The organism is Ligilactobacillus animalis (assembly GCF_009933595.1).
Lineage (GTDB): Bacteria > Bacillota > Bacilli > Lactobacillales > Lactobacillaceae > Ligilactobacillus > Ligilactobacillus animalis.
On the sequence record NZ_CP047141.1, the window covers coordinates 1 to 17591 of the forward strand.

General features: G+C 42.5%; 16 protein-coding genes. 13 read left to right on the forward strand and 3 right to left on the reverse strand.

Annotated elements, in window-relative coordinates; translation table 11 throughout:
• The 6 genes from dnaA (at window position 1) to gyrA (ending at window position 8903) form a co-directional block, all read left to right on the forward strand.
• Complete coding sequence (gene dnaA / locus GSR62_RS00005) at window positions 1–1338, forward strand: chromosomal replication initiator protein DnaA (RefSeq protein WP_066023741.1); 1338 nt, start codon at window positions 1–3, stop codon at window positions 1336–1338.
• Between the two features lie 173 nt (window positions 1339–1511).
• Window positions 1512–2651, forward strand: coding sequence for a DNA polymerase III subunit beta (gene dnaN / locus GSR62_RS00010; protein WP_066023740.1), 1140 nt, complete (start codon window positions 1512–1514; stop codon window positions 2649–2651).
• Window positions 2652–2900: 249 nt separating this feature from the next.
• Window positions 2901–3125: a S4 domain-containing protein YaaA gene (gene yaaA / locus GSR62_RS00015; RefSeq protein ID WP_010690097.1), complete on the forward strand. Its 225-nt coding sequence runs from the start codon at window positions 2901–2903 to the stop codon at window positions 3123–3125.
• A gap of 8 nt (window positions 3126–3133) precedes the next feature.
• Window positions 3134–4351, forward strand: a complete 1218-nt coding sequence (recF, locus tag GSR62_RS00020; RefSeq protein WP_035447014.1) for a DNA replication/repair protein RecF — start codon at window positions 3134–3136, stop codon at window positions 4349–4351.
• Between the two features lie 21 nt (window positions 4352–4372).
• Window positions 4373–6331: a DNA topoisomerase (ATP-hydrolyzing) subunit B gene (gene gyrB / locus GSR62_RS00025; protein WP_010690100.1), complete on the forward strand. Its 1959-nt coding sequence runs from the start codon at window positions 4373–4375 to the stop codon at window positions 6329–6331.
• Between the two features lie 109 nt (window positions 6332–6440).
• The gene (gene gyrA / locus GSR62_RS00030; protein WP_035447011.1) at window positions 6441–8903 is read left to right on the forward strand and encodes a DNA gyrase subunit A; all 2463 of its coding nucleotides are present in this window, start codon (window positions 6441–6443) and stop codon (window positions 8901–8903) included.
• Between the two features lie 98 nt (window positions 8904–9001).
• On the opposite strand, the gene GSR62_RS00035 is transcribed toward gyrA, so the two are convergent.
• Window positions 9002–9637 (reverse strand): NAD(P)-dependent oxidoreductase, encoded by a 636-nt coding sequence (locus tag GSR62_RS00035; protein WP_066023739.1) that lies wholly within the window; start codon window positions 9635–9637, stop codon window positions 9002–9004.
• Between the two features lie 340 nt (window positions 9638–9977).
• Here GSR62_RS00035 and rpsF point away from each other — a divergent pair, with 340 nt between their 5' ends.
• The 3 genes from rpsF to rpsR are packed head-to-tail and all read left to right on the forward strand — an operon-like array spanning window position 9978 to window position 11117.
• Window positions 9978–10268, forward strand: a complete 291-nt coding sequence (gene rpsF / locus GSR62_RS00040; protein WP_004049701.1) for a 30S ribosomal protein S6 — start codon at window positions 9978–9980, stop codon at window positions 10266–10268.
• 36 nt (window positions 10269–10304) lie between these two features.
• Entirely contained in the window at window positions 10305–10859 is a 555-nt protein-coding gene (gene ssb, locus GSR62_RS00045) for a single-stranded DNA-binding protein (protein ID WP_010690103.1), read from the forward strand.
• Window positions 10860–10880: 21 nt separating this feature from the next.
• Window positions 10881–11117 carry a 30S ribosomal protein S18 gene (gene rpsR, locus GSR62_RS00050; RefSeq protein ID WP_003695889.1) on the forward strand — a complete coding sequence of 79 codons (237 nt, stop codon included), beginning with the start codon at window positions 10881–10883 and terminating at the stop codon, window positions 11115–11117.
• A 558-nt stretch (window positions 11118–11675) separates the two neighbouring features.
• Here rpsR and GSR62_RS00055 read toward each other — a convergent pair.
• Complete coding sequence (locus tag GSR62_RS00055; RefSeq protein WP_036687233.1) at window positions 11676–12002, reverse strand: hypothetical protein; 327 nt, start codon at window positions 12000–12002, stop codon at window positions 11676–11678.
• 364 nt (window positions 12003–12366) lie between these two features.
• Between GSR62_RS00055 and GSR62_RS00060 the strand changes: the two genes are divergently transcribed.
• Window positions 12367–12573 (forward strand): hypothetical protein, encoded by a 207-nt coding sequence (locus GSR62_RS00060; RefSeq protein ID WP_066023738.1) that lies wholly within the window; start codon window positions 12367–12369, stop codon window positions 12571–12573.
• A 76-nt stretch (window positions 12574–12649) separates the two neighbouring features.
• On the opposite strand, the gene GSR62_RS00065 is transcribed toward GSR62_RS00060, so the two are convergent.
• Window positions 12650–13633, reverse strand: a complete 984-nt coding sequence (locus GSR62_RS00065) for a DUF1002 domain-containing protein (RefSeq protein WP_035447000.1) — start codon at window positions 13631–13633, stop codon at window positions 12650–12652.
• Window positions 13634–13911: 278 nt separating this feature from the next.
• Here GSR62_RS00065 and pnuC point away from each other — a divergent pair, with 278 nt between their 5' ends.
• The 3 genes from pnuC to rplI all read left to right on the forward strand — a co-directional run bounded on the left by pnuC (window position 13912) and on the right by rplI (window position 17415).
• Entirely contained in the window at window positions 13912–14682 is a 771-nt protein-coding gene (gene pnuC / locus GSR62_RS00070; RefSeq protein WP_035446998.1) for a nicotinamide riboside transporter PnuC, read from the forward strand.
• A 240-nt stretch (window positions 14683–14922) separates the two neighbouring features.
• Complete coding sequence (locus tag GSR62_RS00075) at window positions 14923–16938, forward strand: DHH family phosphoesterase (RefSeq protein ID WP_066023737.1); 2016 nt, start codon at window positions 14923–14925, stop codon at window positions 16936–16938.
• Window positions 16939–16965: 27 nt separating this feature from the next.
• On the forward strand, window positions 16966–17415 hold the full coding sequence (rplI, locus tag GSR62_RS00080) for a 50S ribosomal protein L9 (protein ID WP_066023736.1): 450 nt from the start codon (window positions 16966–16968) through the stop codon (window positions 17413–17415).
• Window positions 17416–17591 lie beyond the last annotated feature (176 nt).

A 17591-nucleotide genomic window follows, 5' to 3' on the forward strand; every position in this document is an offset into this window, starting at 1 on the left:
GTGCTCGATCTTGAAACTTTATGGCAGTATATTCGCGATAAATTCGAAGCTGAATTTTCGCCGATCGCATTTACCACTTGGATCGCATCTGCACGACCACTACAGCTCACCGATAATACTTTGGTCGTTGAAGTGGCTTCTAAATTGCACCAAGACTACTGGAAACAAAACATTATTCCTCAGATCACTTCACTGCTTGCAGATAATCTTTCAACTAAGATCACGATCCTAGTTAAGACGGTTGACGAGCCCAATCCCTTGGCCGAAGCTGACGAAGTCAGGTCACTTGAAGCAAAGCAACCTGTACCTAAAAAAAGCACTCCACTAAATGACAAATATACTTTTGAATCATTTGTGGTCGGCAAAGGTAATCAATTGGCCCACGCAGCCGCACTTGCAGTGGCTGAAGAGCCTGGTGTCTTCTATAATCCGTTGTTCTTTTATGGGGGAGTTGGTTTAGGTAAGACCCACTTGATGCATGCGATCGGACATCAGATGTTAGAAAATAACCCTAACGCCCGTGTCAAATACGTAACTAGCGAATCTTTCGCCAATGATTTCATCAACTCGATCAAGTCTAAGCATCAGGAAGAGTTTCGCCAAGAATATCGCAATGTTGATCTCTTATTGGTCGATGATATCCAATTTTTCTCAGATAAAGTTGGGACACAAGAGGAATTTTTCCATACATTCAATGCTCTTTACGATGATAAAAAGCAGATCGTTCTTTCTTCAGATCGCCTACCAAACGAGATCCCTAAGCTGCAACAACGCTTAGTCTCACGTTTTAAATGGGGCTTATCGGTTGATATCACCCCACCCGACTTGGAAACTCGGATCGCGATTTTACGTAACAAAGCCGAAGCCGAACACCTACAAGTCCCTGACGATACCTTGAGCTATATTGCCGGGCAGATCGACTCCAACATCCGTGAATTGGAAGGAGCATTGATGCGCGTCCAAGCTTATGCTAAGCTAAATGGTCAGCCCGTTTCAACGAGCTTAGCTGCAGAAGCTTTGCAAAGCTTAAATGGTGCCCCACAGGACAAAGAACTTTCGATCGCGATGATCCAAGAAAAAGTTGCGAAGTTTTTCCACGTGACTGTGGCGGAACTCAAAGGAAAAAAACGGGTCAAAACGATCGTGATCCCACGCCAGATCGCAATGTATCTCGCGCGTGAATTGACCGAAGCCTCACTACCTAAGATCGGACAGGAATTTGGGGGCAAAGATCATACCACGGTCATTCATGCACATGAAAAGATCAGTGAAGCGCTCAAGAGCGATAACGAGCTCAAAAAAGATGTCGATAAATTACGAGCTGAATTACGCAGTTAACAACGACCTGTGGATCAATGTGGATAAACCTCAAAAGTTATCCACAAGTTATCAACAAGCGATTTCTTAGCTTTTCAAAGGGTTTGGACTTTTTCCACAGTATGAACAGCCCCTACTATTACTACTAACTTTATTAATAATATATATTTAACCACCAGGAGGTATTTTGCCTTATGAAATTTACGGTACATAGAACAGCTTTCATCCAATATCTAAATGATGTTCAACGTGCTATCTCATCCAAAGCAGCCTTAGAGATCTTATCTGGGATCAGGCTCGATCTATCTGAAGACGGTTTGACAATGACAGGTAGTAATTCGGATATCTCGATCGAAACAGTGATCTCGATCGCAGATGAAAATGCAGCTTTGAACATTGAAAAAACAGGAAGCGTAGTTTTACCCGCTCGTTTCTTCAATGAGATCGTTAAAAAGTTACCAGAAGATAGCTTGAGTGTTGAAGTAAATGATCGTTTCCAAGCCACGATCAGATCTGGTTCAGCAGAATTTATCATCAACGGTCTAGATCCCGATGATTATCCACATTTACCAGAGATCGATTCACGGGAACAATTGACGTTACCAGGCGATGTGCTAAAACAAGTTATCAACCAAACTGTGATCGCAGCTTCCAAGCAAGAAACACGTCCGATCTTGACAGGGATCCATTTAGCGATCAAGGATGGTCAACTTTTAGCTGTGGCAACTGACTCACACCGTTTGAGCCAACGAAAACTCACTTTAAATGGTGATAGTGCTGCTGATTACGATATCATCGTCCCAGGGCAATCAATGAATGAATTAGCTAAGATGTTAGGTGATCTAAGTGAAGACATCGAGATCCAGATCTCAGAAAATCAGATCCTCTTCATCTTGGGCAATACTTCCTTCTACTCGCGTTTACTTGAAGGTAATTACCCTGACACTGAACGTTTGATCCCACAAAACTCAACAACAACTTTAGAGATCAACGCGCCTGCTTTCTTACGTGCAATCGAACGTGCTTCATTGCTTTCCCACGAAGGTCGCAATAATGTGGTCAAATTGTCGATGCAAGCTGGTACAAGCCAAGCAACGCTTTACAGCAATTCTCCTGAAGTCGGGAATGTTGAAGAAGAATTGACTTTCAACAAATTGGAAGGAAATGATCTAGATATCTCCTTTAACCCTGACTATATGAAAGATGCTTTGCGCTCCTTTGGTCAAAGTGAAGTGACATTGAACTTCACGATGCCATTGCGTCCATTTATCTTGGTCCCAAGTGAAGCTCAAGGCGAATTCATCCAATTGATCACCCCAGTTCGAACAGTCTAAAATATTTGTGCTTTAGAGGCCAAAAGCGAGTGGTAATTTGACCGCTCGCTTTTTATTTTTCTCTGAAAGGTATAAATGGAATTTAGAACGCATATATTCAATTTCTGGGCAGGTTTTACTGTCTAGGGTGTCATAACACTCAGATAGGTCAAATTAGCTCAGAACGCGTTTAATTGGTTTCCATGATTGTGTTTAGTTTTTAAAAAAGGTATAATTTAATGAGTACTAAAAGGAAAGCGAGGCATTTTTTTGAAAGAAGAAATTCACTTGAAAACACCGCATATCACCTTAGGCCAGTTGCTTAAAATTGCGGATCTAGTTTCTTCTGGTGGTCAGGCAAAGTGGTTCTTACAAGAATACGCTGCTGACATCTTGGTCAATGGTGAGCCAGAAAACCGCCGTGGACGCAAGCTTTATCCTGGGGATAGTGTTGAGATCAAAGATCAAGGCAGCTATCTATTGAAAGAAAGCTAGCTAAGACAATGTATTTAGAAGAGCTGGAACTTCGCAATTTCCGTAACTATCAAACGGTAGCGGTCAAATTTTCACCCCAGATAAATGTCTTGATCGGAAAAAACGCTCAGGGCAAAACTAATCTGTTAGAGGCGATCTATGTTTTAGCAATGGCGCGTAGCCACCGGACCAATAATGATCGTGAGTTGATCAGCTTTAAACAAAAAGAGGCATATTTAAGTGGACGGGTGATGCGGAAGTTAGGCAGCTTACCCTTAGAGATCAGTTTGAGCCGTAAGGGTAAGAAGGCCAAAGTCAATCATCTCGAGCAAGCTCGCTTATCTCAGTATATCGGTAACTTGAACGTGATCTTATTTGCGCCCGAAGACCTCAGCTTGGTCAAGGGATCACCTGCGATCAGACGGCGGTTCATCGATATGGAATTTGGTCAGATCGATCCACGCTACCTCTATAATTTGACGCGGTACCGCACGATCTTAAAGCAACGAAATAATTATCTAAAACAACTCCAGCAAAAAAAGGCGACGGATACGCTCTATTTAGAGGTCTTATCGGAACAATTAGCCCAATTTGCTGGGGCGATCATTGTGAAACGACTAGAATTTTTAGCGGAACTTGAGCGCTATGCAAAAGAGATCCATAGTCAGATAACACAGGACAAAGAGCAGTTAGCTTTTAGTTATGAAAGTAGCTTGAAAGAACCAAGCGAGGCTACTGAAAATGAAATTACCGAAGCATTAAAAAAAGGTTTTGCAGATTTACAACAAAAAGAAATTTTTCAAGGTACGACCCTTTTAGGCCCACATCGCGATGATGTTGTTTTTAAGATCAACGGACAAAATGTTCAGATCTATGGTTCACAGGGACAACAGCGGACCACAGCTTTATCGGTCAAATTGGCAGAGATCGAATTGATGAAAAATAAGACGGGCGAATATCCGATCTTATTACTTGATGATGTGTTGTCTGAGCTTGACGGCAATCGTCAAACACATTTGTTAAAGACGATCCAAGGGCGCGTCCAGACCTTTTTAACGACACCTGGATTAAATGATATTACGCAACAGTTGATCAAAGAACCAAAGATTTTTCATATTGATGATGGCCAGATTTCTGAAAATTCAGAAATGGCTGAAAATCATATCGACTGGGTTTCAGAAGACAAAAATAAAGTTGTTACATTTTATCCAAAAAATGAAAAATCCAAGAAAGGACAGTCTACATAAGAGATGTAGCGGGTACTAAACGTGACAGAAAAAGAAACGCTTGAAGAAGTAAAGGAAGAAAAAGCCAAAGAATATGATGCCAGTCAGATCCAAGTCCTTGAAGGCTTAGAAGCCGTGCGCAAGCGTCCTGGGATGTACATTGGCTCGACTAGCTCACAAGGTCTGCACCACTTAGTCTGGGAGATCATCGATAATGGGATCGATGAAGCTTTAGCGGGCTTTGCCGACGAGATCAATGTGATCGTGGAAAAAGACAACAGTATCACGGTCAAAGATAATGGACGTGGGATCCCGGTCGATATTCAAGAAAAAACGGGCCGGCCAGCGTTAGAAACCGTCTTTACTGTGCTTCATGCCGGTGGTAAATTCGGCGGTGGCGGTTATAAAGTCTCCGGTGGTCTTCATGGGGTCGGGGCCTCAGTTGTTAACGCCCTTTCAACGAGCTTAGATGTTCAAGTTAGACGTGAAGGCGATACGAACGTCTATGGAATGGACTTTAAACTCGGTAAAGTCGACCATGTGATGGAAGTCGTGGGGCAAAGTCAACCACATGAACACGGGACGACCGTGCATTTCTTGCCTGATCCAGATATCTTTACAGAAACGACTGTCTATGACATCAAAGTTTTGACGACGCGGATCCGGGAATTAGCCTTTTTGAACAAGGGCTTAAAGATCACGATCGATGACATGCGTCCCGAAGAACCGACCCACGAAGAATTCCACTATGCTGGTGGGATCAAACACTATGTGGAATTCTTAAACAAGGGCAAAGAAGTTCTGTTTGATGAACCGATCTATGTGGAAGGCCAACAAAAAGGCATCACAGTTGAAGTAGCATTACAATACACAGATGATTTCCACTCCAACTTGTTGACCTTTACCAACAATATCCACACTTATGAAGGTGGGACCCATGAATCGGGGTTCAAGACTGCTTTGACGCGTGTTATCAACGATTATGCGCGCAAATCTGGGCAGTTAAAGGAAAATGAACCGAACTTGTCGGGTGAAGACGTACGTGAAGGTTTGACCGCAGTCGTTTCCGTCAAGCACCCTGATCCACAGTTTGAAGGACAAACTAAGACTAAATTGGGTAACTCCGATGCTAGAGCGGCGACCGATAAGACATTTTCCGAAACTTTCAGCAAATTTATGCTGGAAAATCCAAATGTAGCACGCCGGATCGTGGAAAAAGGGATGTTGGCAGCCAAAGCGCGGGTAGCAGCTAAACGAGCACGTGAAGTTACACGCAAGAAAAATGGTCTCGAGATCTCAAACTTGCCAGGAAAATTGGCGGATAACACCAGCAAAGACCCTGAGATCTCAGAATTATTCATCGTCGAAGGGGACTCCGCGGGTGGTTCAGCTAAGCAAGGGCGTTCACGTTTGACCCAAGCTATCTTACCGATCCGTGGGAAGATCTTGAATGTGGAAAAAGCTACATTAGATCGGATCTTGGCTAACGAAGAAATTCGTTCCTTATTCACAGCTTTAGGCACAGGCTTTGGGGATGACTTTGATGTGGATAAAGTAAATTACCACAAATTGATCATCATGACCGATGCCGATGTCGATGGAGCTCATATCAGAACCTTATTGTTGACGTTATTCTACCGCTTCATGCGCCCAATGATCGAACGGGGCTATGTCTATATCGCACAGCCACCATTGTATCAAGTGCGCCAAGGCAAGATGATCCGTTACATCGACACTGATGAAGAATTAGAAGAAGTATTAGGTCAATTACCACCAAGTCCAAAACCAGTTATCCAACGTTACAAAGGTCTGGGTGAAATGGATGCTGAACAATTGTGGGAAACTACGATGGATCCAGAAAACCGCCGCCTTTTGCGGGTCGAATTATCGGATGCGATGGAAGCAAATGAAGTCTTTGAAATGTTGATGGGCGATCAAGTCGGTCCAAGACGTCAATTCATCGAAGAGAATGCGACTTTCGTAGATAACTTGGACGTTTAATGAGAGCAGAGCAATAAGTTCTGCACATAATGCACAGTTTAGTGTGAATAAACTGTGTATAAGTTTGAAATTTATGTAAAAAGTAAGAAAAGAAGTGGAGGCACAGGACGTGGTAGAAGTACCTAACAGAATTAACAATGTTGATTTATCCAAAGTCATGCGGACCTCATTTTTAGATTATGCGATGAGTGTTATCGTTGCGCGCGCTTTGCCTGATGTGCGTGATGGCTTGAAGCCTGTTCACCGCCGGATCTTATACGGGATGAATGAATTAGGTGTGACTCCGGATAAACCATATAAGAAATCAGCCCGGATCGTTGGGGATGTTATGGGTAAGTACCACCCTCATGGGGACTCGGCGATCTATGAATCGATGGTCCGGATGGCGCAGGATTTTAGCTACCGTTATCTCTTAGTCGATGGTCACGGTAACTTTGGTTCGGTCGATGGTGACGGGGCTGCTGCGATGCGTTATACCGAAGCGCGGATGTCTAAGATCACGTTGGAGATGTTACGTGATATCAACAAGGACACGATCGATTTTCAGCCAAACTATGATGGCACCGAACGTGAACCCGAAGTTTTACCTGCTCGTTTCCCTAACCTATTAGTCAACGGGGCAACTGGGATCGCCGTCGGGATGACGACAAATATCCCACCCCATAACTTGGCTGAAGTTATCTCAGCCTTACATGTGTTGATGGAAAATCCCGATGCAACGACGGCTGACTTGATGGAAGCTTTGCCCGGGCCTGATTTCCCAACTGGTGGGATCGTGATGGGCAAATCTGGGATCAGAAAGGCTTATGAGACTGGGAAAGGCTCAGTTACTTTACGGGCTAAAGTTGAGATCGAGGAATTAAAAAATAGCCGTGAACAGATCATTGTGCATGAGTTACCATACATGGTCAACAAGGCTAAATTGATCGAACGGATCGCTGAATTAGCGCGCGATAAGAAGATCGAAGGGATCACCGATATCAAGGATGAATCTGACCGTGAAGGGATGCGCATCACGATCGATGTGCGCCGTGATGTCAGTGCCTCAGTTGTGTTGAACAATTTATACAAATTGACTTTGATGCAAACTGCCTTCAACTTCAACATGTTGGCGATCGTTAATGGAACGCCGCGGGTCTTGAGCCTAAAGCAGATCTTGACATATTACTTGAAGCATCAAGAAGAAGTCATCCGGCGGCGGACCCAATTTGATTTGAAAAAAGCGCAAGCAAGAGCACATATCTTAGAAGGTCTACGGATCGCCCTAGACCATATCGATGCGATCATCAACATCATCCGTAATTCTAAGAGTGGTGATATCGCTAAAGATCGTTTGATGAATGAATATCATTTGAGTGATAAACAAGCCCAAGCGATCTTAGATATGCGTTTAGTTCGCTTGACCGGTCTGGAACGTGAAAAAGTTGAAGCTGAATATCAAAAGACGATGGAAGCAATCGCCGATTACAAAGATATTTTAGCGCACGAAGAACGTATCTATCAGATCATTTACCAAGAATTATTGGAGATCCAAGAGCGCTTTGGAGATGATCGTCGGACTGAGCTTATGGTCGGCGAAGTCTTGAGCATTGAAGATGAAGACTTGATCGAAGAAGAAAATGTTGTGATCACCTTGACGCATAACGGCTACATCAAGCGTTTGCCAACCAGTGATTTTAAAGCACAACGGCGCGGTGGTCGTGGTGTCCAAGGGATGGGCGTGCACGATGATGATTTCATTGAACACTTGATCACGACTTCGACCCATGATGAATTGTTGTTCTTCACGAATGTGGGTAAAGTCTATCGCATGAAGGGCTATGAAGTTCCAGAGTATGGTCGAGCTGCTAAAGGGATCCCGGTGATCAATTTGCTAGATCTCGATAAAGAAGAAAAGATCCAAACAGTGATCAACGTTGAAGCTGATAAGCGTGACGATTCGCACTTCTTATTCTTCACTACGGTCAAAGGTACAGTTAAACGGACTTCCGTGACTGAATTTGGCAATATCAGAAAGAATGGGTTAAAGGCGATCTCCTTACACGATGGCGATGAATTGATCCATGTTTCGATCACAGATGGTGAACAAAACATCATCATCGCAACGCATGGTGGTTATGCCGTCAGCTTTGCCGAAACAGCTGTCCGCCCAATGGGACGCTCAGCAGCTGGGGTCCGCGGTATCCGCTTGCGTGATGAAGATCATGTTGTCGGGGCCTCGATCTTACGGCCTGACAGTAAAGTCTTTGTCATCTCTGAAAAAGGTTTCGGTAAGCAGACACCGGCTAGCGAATATCCGATCAAAGGGCGTGGTGGTAAAGGTATCAAGACCACAAATATCACGGCTAAAAACGGTAACCTCGCTGGTATGACAACGGTCAATGGGGATGAAGACATCATGGTCATCACAGATAAGGGTGTCATGATCCGCTTTAACCTCGCTAATGTTTCTCAAACTGGTCGGGCAACACTTGGGGTCAAGTTGATCAACTTAGACGATGATGCTAAGGTTTCAACGATGGCTAAAGTTGAAGCTGAATCCACTGAGGAAGAAGAAACGACTGAAGAATAAAACTGTGGATAACTAAAATTCATTCTAAAAATAATTTATCCACAAAAAAATCCACGGTACTCCTAGGAGTGCTGTGGATTTTTTGCGTTTATAGATAATTATTTGCCGACAACGCTGATACGTTCTTTGATATGGTCACCGTTTTGGATCTCATCGGCCATGGCAAGGGCGTAATCAGCATAACTGATGATGCTTTCACCACGGTCGTTAAGGGTCAATTCTTCACCAGCAAGGATATATTTACCCGTACGTTTTCCGTCAACTTGGAAATCAGCGGCGGGGCTGATGAAGGTCCAATCAACATCATCATGTTTGCGTAGTTCGGTCAAGGCATCAGTTTGAGCTTTGGCTAAAGCGTAAAATTCGGCTGGAAAATCTGGCGTGTCGACTAACTGAGTCTTGTGTTCTGGGTCAACATAGAGGCTACCAGCGCCACCAACGATGAGCAAACGAGTCTTGGTCCCAGCTAAAAGAGCGGTCAAGTGCTTGATGACTTCAACGTGTAAATGAAGGGTCTCAGGCGCAAAAGTCCCAAAAGCATCAACGACGACCTCAAATTCGGCAAGATCGGCTTTAGTGAGCTCAAACAGATCTTTTTGGATATATGTTTGAGCGACCGTAGTATTTTGCGCTTTACGACCAAAACCAGTTACGTCATAACCACGCTCGACTAATTCTTTGACGACTAAGCTCCCAACACGTCCGTTAGCACTAATTACAGCAACTTTTGTCATAATAAATTCCTCCATTTGGTTGTAATTGTTTTTGTTACATTTGCTTGATGAGTTTAGTTTATCTTTTTATAAATGTAATGTCAATCATTACAACTAAAAAATATTTTATTTTTTTGTGTTTACCTATAATTAGCGGAAATAAATTTTTTTGAAAAAAGAAAAAATTTTCGCCAGCAATTGCGTATTTATAAAGTGTAGCCGTAGTTCAAAATCCCTTGCAAAATAGGTTTAATAATGTTATAATTCTATTTCGTGAGTATCTAAACAAAATTAGCTTTAGATTCTCCTTGTTCTTACATTAGATAAAGAACCAATAGTCCATAAGGAGGTGCAAACAGTCATGACAAATTATGAAATTACTTACATCATCAACCCATCACTTGACGAAGCAGCTAAGAATGAATTAGTTGAACGCTTTGACAACATCTTGAAAAATGATGGTGCTGAAATCGTAGAATCAAAAGACTGGTCTAAGCGTCGTTTTGCTTACGAAATTGGTGGTTTCACAGAAGGTGTCTACCACATCGTAAACATCAAAGCTGAAAACGCAGACGCTATCAACGAATTTGACCGTCTTTCCAAGATCAATGATGGTATCTTACGCCACATGATCGTTAAACGTGAAGACTAAGATAGACTATAAATAAAGTAAAGGAGGAAATGAACTTTGATCAATTCAGTTGTTCTAGTAGGTCGTTTGACCCGAGATCCTGAACTGCGCTACACGCCTTCAGGGGCAGCCGTGGCAAGCTTTACTGTCGCGATCGACCGTCGTTTCACTAACCAACAAGGTCAACGTGAAGCTGATTTCATCAATTGCGTAATGTGGCGTAAAGCAGCCGAAAACTTTGCTAACTTTACCCACAAAGGTTCCTTAGTTGGGATCGAAGGACGGATCCAAACCCGTTCTTATGAAAATCAGCAAGGTCAACGTGTTTATGTTACTGAAGTTTTAGCTGAGAATTTCTCACTTTTGGAATCCAAGGCTGAATCAGAAAGGTATCGTGCCCAACACGGCAACAGTAACGCTAATGTGCAAGGTTCAGCTCCTTCAAATGATATGCAGTCATCTAATCCATTTGGGACTCCAGCAAATAATCAGACCAATGATGCTTTTGGTGGTAATGGTTTTGATACCAATACAAACAATAGTAACAATGCTGCTGATCCATTTGCCGGTGGTCAACAGATCGATATCTCAGATGATGACTTACCATTCTAAAATTGACAGGAGGGAAATCTAATGCCACAACAAAGAAGAGGCGGACGTCGCCGTCGTAAAGTTGACTTCATCGCTGCTAACCACATCGAATACATCGACTACAAGGATACAGATCTTCTTAAGCGTTTCATCTCAGAACGCGGTAAGATCTTGCCACGTCGTGTAACAGGTACTAGCGCAAAGAACCAACGTAAACTTACAGTTGCGATCAAACGTGCACGTATCATGGGCTTATTGCCATTCGTTGCCGAAGATTAATCAAAAAACGTCTCATTGCGAGGCGTTTTTTTGTTTGGCCGATTTTTTTGAAAAAAGTTTTTAAAAATTTCGTTTTTAAAGACGAACTATTATATTTTTTTATTGGGTATTATACGATTTATAAGTTAAAGAGTGAAAAATGATTTTAAAGATTCTAGTGGTAAATCTTTTGTTTATGAAGGTATAGACCTATGTGTGGATAAAGTTGTGGAAAACTCAAATGTAATAACCGAACGTTATCTATTATGAAAAAAATATAATTTAAATTCTTAAGAAAAAATCAATAAAAAAGTTAGCCATTTTGGGTCATTTAGGTGTATTATAGATATGTAGATTGATGATGAATCAATCTTCTCCCCTTTTTATGTAGTAAGTGATAACTATCTTAGATTTACTTTAGGATAGTATTTCCCCAATAACATAACCTTTTTCTCCGTGATTTTCCCCGATCACGGAGTTTTTTTATGTTCGCGAATACAAAACACGGGATCTACCACGATGTAAAAACATTGTAGTAGATCCCGCGTTCTCACATGCTCAGTGATGACGATAGCTCAATTAGCTTAGCTCGAGAGTCCTAGCAAATTCAGTTCCGTTTGAAAGTACGGTAAAGTTTCTAAAGTCGATCGTGGTCGACGCATCAAGTTTAGAAGCTAGGTGCATTGGATCATTGATTTTGATATTTTGGTCGGTAAGCCAAGATATCACTTGTGGGATCGCCTGAGTCTCGCCATTTAACAGTTGGATCTGGCGGTCGTCAGCTAACTCGAGTATCAGTGAAAAGATAAAACGCTCAGTCAGTTTGGGTAACGGTCGGAGCGTGATCTTAGCCAAATACATTCCCAGACAAGCCTGGGTGATCTGGTCGGGTAATAGGGTAAGCATTAAATTGTCGCGGTCATCGAAGAGCTTGAGATGTGTTGCTTCAAACTGTGTTTTCGCAAAAGCAAGTGAATTTTTACGAAATAAAATTGCAAGTGGCAGTTAGCGATTGGTTCCGTAAAATGTCCGCCCATTAAATTCAAGTGTAGTGAAAAATGGAGCGGCATACAAATTAGTAGCTAAATCGGTAAAAACGATTTTTTTCATCTTAGACCTCATTTCTATGAATTAACTAGCATAATTTATAAATGTCATCTTCTGCACACTAGCCCCACCATAATAATATGTGATATCGCCCAGGTGAGACAAGCACTCTTTATAGAAGAAATGTGGTATTATGGAATAAAATAGCAACGAGGGTGAAAAAATGGTCAAAGGATTGGTTTTAAGTGCAATAATTTTTGTTCTAGGAGTGTTTGAACTTTATGCTACATATCGCTACTATCACAAATTAGTCGTGGCAGATCGCAAAAATATGCTTTCTGGTGGCCGTTTGTGGTTAGGGGTCATCAGTGGTGGTTTATTGTGCGCTCTTGGGATCTTTTCGGCTTTAGGCGTATTACAGGGTGCATAGGTTGCGATATGAGTTCCTAGTTGCAAAGAGCCCCCCAGCAAATGTATCTGCTGGGGGGCTCTCCCGTATGGTCTTATTAATTAAACAGACTCTTGATCCATTCGATGAAGCGGGCAAACCAGCCTTTTGCTTGTTCAACGGCTTCTTTAGCTTGAGCACTGTTAGCCCAGTCTTTAGCCTTATTCATCAAATTACCCGTCGAATCTTTAACGTTATTGATCGTGTTCGTCACGTTATTGATATATGTCTTGCTTGAGCTGATCGGTGAATTTTGGAAGTTTACCAAAGCGCCTGAGATCTGTGTTACTTGCTCTGAGGTCGTTTGGTTTTGAATGCCACGGTCAGCCAAAGCCTTATTTAACATATCTTCAATGTCTTGTTTTGTAGCTAGTTCTTGGTTGTCTTGTTTTTGTTGGGCCAATTGCTTGGAAACATCACCAATAGCTGCCATCAGTTTCCCAGGATAGGTCTTGTCATCTTTGTTAGCGTCGATCGCCGGTTGGGTCGCTGAAAGCATCTCATTGGCTGTCGCTGTGTTTTCTGTGTTCAATGAAACGCCATCTTCGGCTAAGGCCTTGTAGACCCCAGTCAAGGCTGATTCACCTGAAACAGGACGATTAGCGGTCACAACGATGCTGACATCTGTTACCCCCGCCATTTGAGCGACCATTGCGTATTGTTGGGAAGTTACTTGGGTGATATTGTTAGAACCATTGTAGTCTTTGATGTTGACCTTGACCCCAGAACCAGGATCTCCGGGTGCGATCGCAACTGAGCTGATCATTGCAGCGTCAGTCGTATTGCTAGAGCCATTAGCGATATATTTGTTGTAATCAGCGGCGGTAGCGGTCAAAGTCTTGAACGAAGAATCAGTTTCAAATACTTTAGCTAAATTTTGGCGTGCTTCTTGGCTCGTGCCGGCTCCATAGACGACATAAGCGGAATTTAACGTATGCGTATTACTGCTACTTGCGGCTAAAGCCTTGGGAGCACTGGTCAAAGTTACCCCTAAAAAGGTCAGCCCTGCCAAGAATGCAGTTGCTAATTTTTTTAATTTCATCTCTAAAACACCTCATTAATTTTATATCTAGCTACATTTTAATTTTACCACCAGAAATCAATTCTTGTCTTTTAAGAAAAAGATATAAATATCGTAAGAAAAACTTAGGAAAATCAACGTTTGAAAATCAAATTACACACAATATATAGATTTAATAAAATTATAATTACAATATATTGTGTTTTTTCGGTTGAATTTAGTCAGAATGCATGGCTATAATAGTTACATTGCAATTTTTAAATGCAAGAAATTATTGTCTATCGGAAGGAAGTTTTTAGATGTTTGAACGTTATCAAGATGTATTGACCCATTTGCCAGAATATTCCAAGAATGTATTTCGGAAGGGATATTTCAAATGGTTGTTGAATCAATGTAAAGGTTGGGGGTATTTTAGTTACTTCTTATTGGCGTTCAACTTTGTGCTCCAAGTTATCTCGTTGGTCGATTCTTTTAGCCAAACGCCAGTCCAGTCACTGTTAGCCTTTGTTGGGGGCAATCTGTCCGTGGCATGTGTGATCGGGATCTCGAACTTATCCGGGATCCAAGGCTGGTGTGGTGCGATCTCAGCTATTTGTATCGCAGCAACAGGTTTTATGGCAAAAAATTATGCGACCGCTTGGGAACAGATCGGTTATTTGATCTTTTTAGATATTTTTTGCATTTTAGATCCAAAATGGAACGATGATATCCAAGCGGAAAAACTAGAAAGTGGGCTTGAATGGATCAAATATGGCTTATTTTTTGTAGTTGCTTGGTTATGCACCTATACGATCTTTAGCTTTACGAATGATCCCCGGGTCTTTTTGGATAGCTTGAACTTAGCGATGGCGATCACGGGGGCATTATTGGAATTGAATCGTAAACGTGAACAATACTATGTTTTCACACTGGCATCAGTCTTTACGATCGCTTTATGGGTCCAAACGATGTTGCAAGGTGATGGGAATTTTGCCTTGATCTTTAGTTACAGTGTCTTTTTCTTAAATGATATGTATGCCTTTTTCAGCAAGAACAGCTGGTTTAGAGGGGAAGTCTCAAAGAAAGCTTAAAATTTAGTTTTGAATGGCTGACAATAAATAGTCGCGGGCGTATACTTAAACTAAGTGAATAACTTAACTCATAACACTAAGCTACGGGTCAGCCCGTGGCTTTTTATTTTGGGCAAAGCAACTTGATTTTTCAAGCTATTATAGTCATACTTACTGAGAGTCAAACTCGTTTGTGATAGAATAAATAGCAGAAGTATAAAATTAGGTTAAGAATTGGGAAAGGAATGCGGGGATAAACCAGTGAAAAAATTTTTTAACAAAGATTTTTGGCAACTGCCTGAATTCATGTATGACAGACATTTGCGTGTGTTAGCTTGGATGTTGGCGTTTGTAGCGGTCATTTGTGTGATCCTGGCCTTTAGAACCAATATTATTCTAGGATATATCAGCATGGTCTTTACACTTATTGTGACCGTAGTTGCCTATATTACTTTAAAACAAATTACTGAAGATACAACTGAATACATTTCTGATCTGTCTTATCGGATCAAACGCGGTGAACAGGATGCGTTGATCAAAATGCCGATCGGGATCTTATTTTACGACAAAGAGGGTCATATCGAATGGATCAACCCTTATATGCAACGCTATTTTGATAATCAAGAGGTGCTGGGTAAGCCGTTAAAAGAGGTCGATCATCAGCTCTATGAGCAACTCGAGGCTAAACAAGACAATAAAGACAAAGATATCGAAGTCAAATTGCATGGACGAGCCTTTAGTCTGATGGTCCAAAAAGACATTGATGCGCTGTACCTGATGGATGTGACGCATTATGCCGAGATCCGACAAGAATACGAAGATACGCGGTTAGTGATCGGACAGATCTTCTTGGATAATTACGATGAAGTTACCAGTGCGATGAACGATAAAGATATTTCTAACCTGGGAAATTTCGTGACGAATGCTTTATCAGATTGGGCGCGCGAATTTGGGATCTACCTCAAACGTGTTGATGAAGATCACTTCTTTATCTTGACGTATGCTAAGACGCTCAAAGTATTAGAAGAAGAAAAATTCAAGATCCTAGATGAAGTGCGCAAGTGGACGTCCAAGCAAAATTCGCCAGTAACGCTTAGTGTAGGGATCGCATACGGTGGTTCTGATCTGACCCAACTGGCAAAGCTCTCACAAAATAACTTAGATCTTGCCTTGGGACGTGGGGGCGATCAGGTCGTCGTCAAAGCGGTCGATGGCCAAGCCCGTTTCTACGGGGGCAAGACCAACCCGATGGAAAAACGCACCCGAGTTCGGGCACGGATGATCTCACAAGCGTTGACCGAATTGATGAATCAAGCCGACCAGATCTTTGTGATGGGCCATCGCCATCCAGATATGGACTCTCTGGGTGCCTGCCTAGGGGTGCGTCGGATCGCAGCGATGAATGGCAAGCAGTGTTGGATCGTCTTAGATCAAGAAGATCTCCACTCAGACATTGAGCGTTTGTTAGAGGAGTTGGAACAATATCCAAATATCAAGGGGTCAATTATAACCCCGGAAATGGCCTTGGAAAAAGCTACTAAGGATGGCCTTTTGATCATGGCTGACCACTCGAAACCATCAATGTCGATCGCACGACCGCTCTACGATAAGCTCAAAAATCGTGTCATGGTGATCGACCATCATCGCCGGGGCGAAGAATTTCCCGATAACCCGATCTTGGTCTACATCGAACCGTATGCCAGTTCGACGTGTGAGTTGATCACTGAGCTCTTTGAGTATCAATCAAAAGACAGTGAACCGATCAATAAATTGGAAGCCACGGCAATGCTGACAGGGATCATCATTGATACACAATCATTTGCTTTGCGGACAGGAACGCGAACTTTTGATGCAGCGAGCTATTTGCGCTCGGTTGGAGCTGATCTGGTGATGGCGCGGCATTTCATGAAAGAAAGCGTCAATAGCTACATGCAACGCAATCATTTGGTCGAACGGACTGAGTTTACTGAGGGAGAAGCAATCTGCTGTGGTGAAGAAGATCGAGTCTATGATCCAGTCATCGCCGCTCAAGTTGCTGACTCACTGTTAAATGTCAGTGGAGTGGAAGCCTCTTTTGTGATCACTAAGCGGGCTTCAGGCAAGATCGGCGTTTCAGCGCGAAGCAATGGGACTAAGAACGTGCAGGTGATCATGGAAGAAATGGGTGGTGGCGGTCACTTATCCAATGCTGCGACCCAGATCGCTGATACGACTGTGGGTGCGGTCAAAGAACAACTGCTTGCAATTCTTAAACAAGAGCAGGAAAATAAAGAGTAGAAGAACTACGTATGGGAGGATTTTTTTATGAGAATCATTTTTACACAAGACGTGCGCGGTAAAGGCAAACGCGGTGAAGTTAAGGAAATTCCAGATGGATACGCAAACTTCTTGATCAAGAGCAATAAGGCTAAGCAAGCTGATGCAGCAGCGATGAGCCAATTACGTGGTCAAAAGAGAGCCGAAGCCAAAAAAGAGGCTGAAGAATTAGCCGAAGCAAAGGTCCTCAAAGAAAAATTAGAATCTGGCAATTATGTCGTTGAGATCAAGGCAAAAGCTGGGACAGATGGTCGTTTATTTGGCTCGATCACATCCAAGCAGATCGCCCAAGCTATGGAAAAACAACACGGCTTAAAGATCGACAAGCGCAAGATGGAATTAGCAGCACCGATCCGTGCGAGGGGATACGCCAATGTCCCTGTTAAGTTGCACAATGAGGTTTCTGCTAAGATCCGCGTGCACATCTCAGAACAATAAAATAGCTTAATAATAGCCCGCTAGAGTAGATCTGGCGGGCTATTTGTGTAGGTGGTAGGGAGAGTGAGGATATAAAAAGCATAGTTGAACTGTTGGTTTTTTGTGGACTATCTAAGCTTATTTACAATAAAGTTAAGCGGCATTTTGCCATTTGAAAAAACTGGGTTCGACGAAGA

Bases quoted from the DNA above. Each gene is read 5' to 3' on its own strand.
- dnaN (WP_066023740.1), top strand. From the start codon at position 1,512: ATGAAATTTACGGTACATAGAACAGCTTTCATCCAATATCTAAATGAT.
- recF (WP_035447014.1), top strand. From the start codon at position 3,134: ATGTATTTAGAAGAGCTGGAACTTCGCAATTTCCGTAACTATCAAACG.
- GSR62_RS00035 (WP_066023739.1), bottom strand. From the start codon at position 9,637: ATGACAAAAGTTGCTGTAATTAGTGCTAACGGACGTGTTGGGAGCTTA.
- rpsF (WP_004049701.1), top strand. From the start codon at position 9,978: ATGACAAATTATGAAATTACTTACATCATCAACCCATCACTTGACGAA.
- rpsR (WP_003695889.1), top strand. From the start codon at position 10,881: ATGCCACAACAAAGAAGAGGCGGACGTCGCCGTCGTAAAGTTGACTTC.
- GSR62_RS00055 (WP_036687233.1), bottom strand. From the start codon at position 12,002: ATGCTTACCCTATTACCCGACCAGATCACCCAGGCTTGTCTGGGAATG.
- GSR62_RS00060 (WP_066023738.1), top strand. From the start codon at position 12,367: ATGGTCAAAGGATTGGTTTTAAGTGCAATAATTTTTGTTCTAGGAGTG.
- GSR62_RS00065 (WP_035447000.1), bottom strand. From the start codon at position 13,633: ATGAAATTAAAAAAATTAGCAACTGCATTCTTGGCAGGGCTGACCTTT.
- pnuC (WP_035446998.1), top strand. From the start codon at position 13,912: ATGTTTGAACGTTATCAAGATGTATTGACCCATTTGCCAGAATATTCC.
- rplI (WP_066023736.1), top strand. From the start codon at position 16,966: ATGAGAATCATTTTTACACAAGACGTGCGCGGTAAAGGCAAACGCGGT.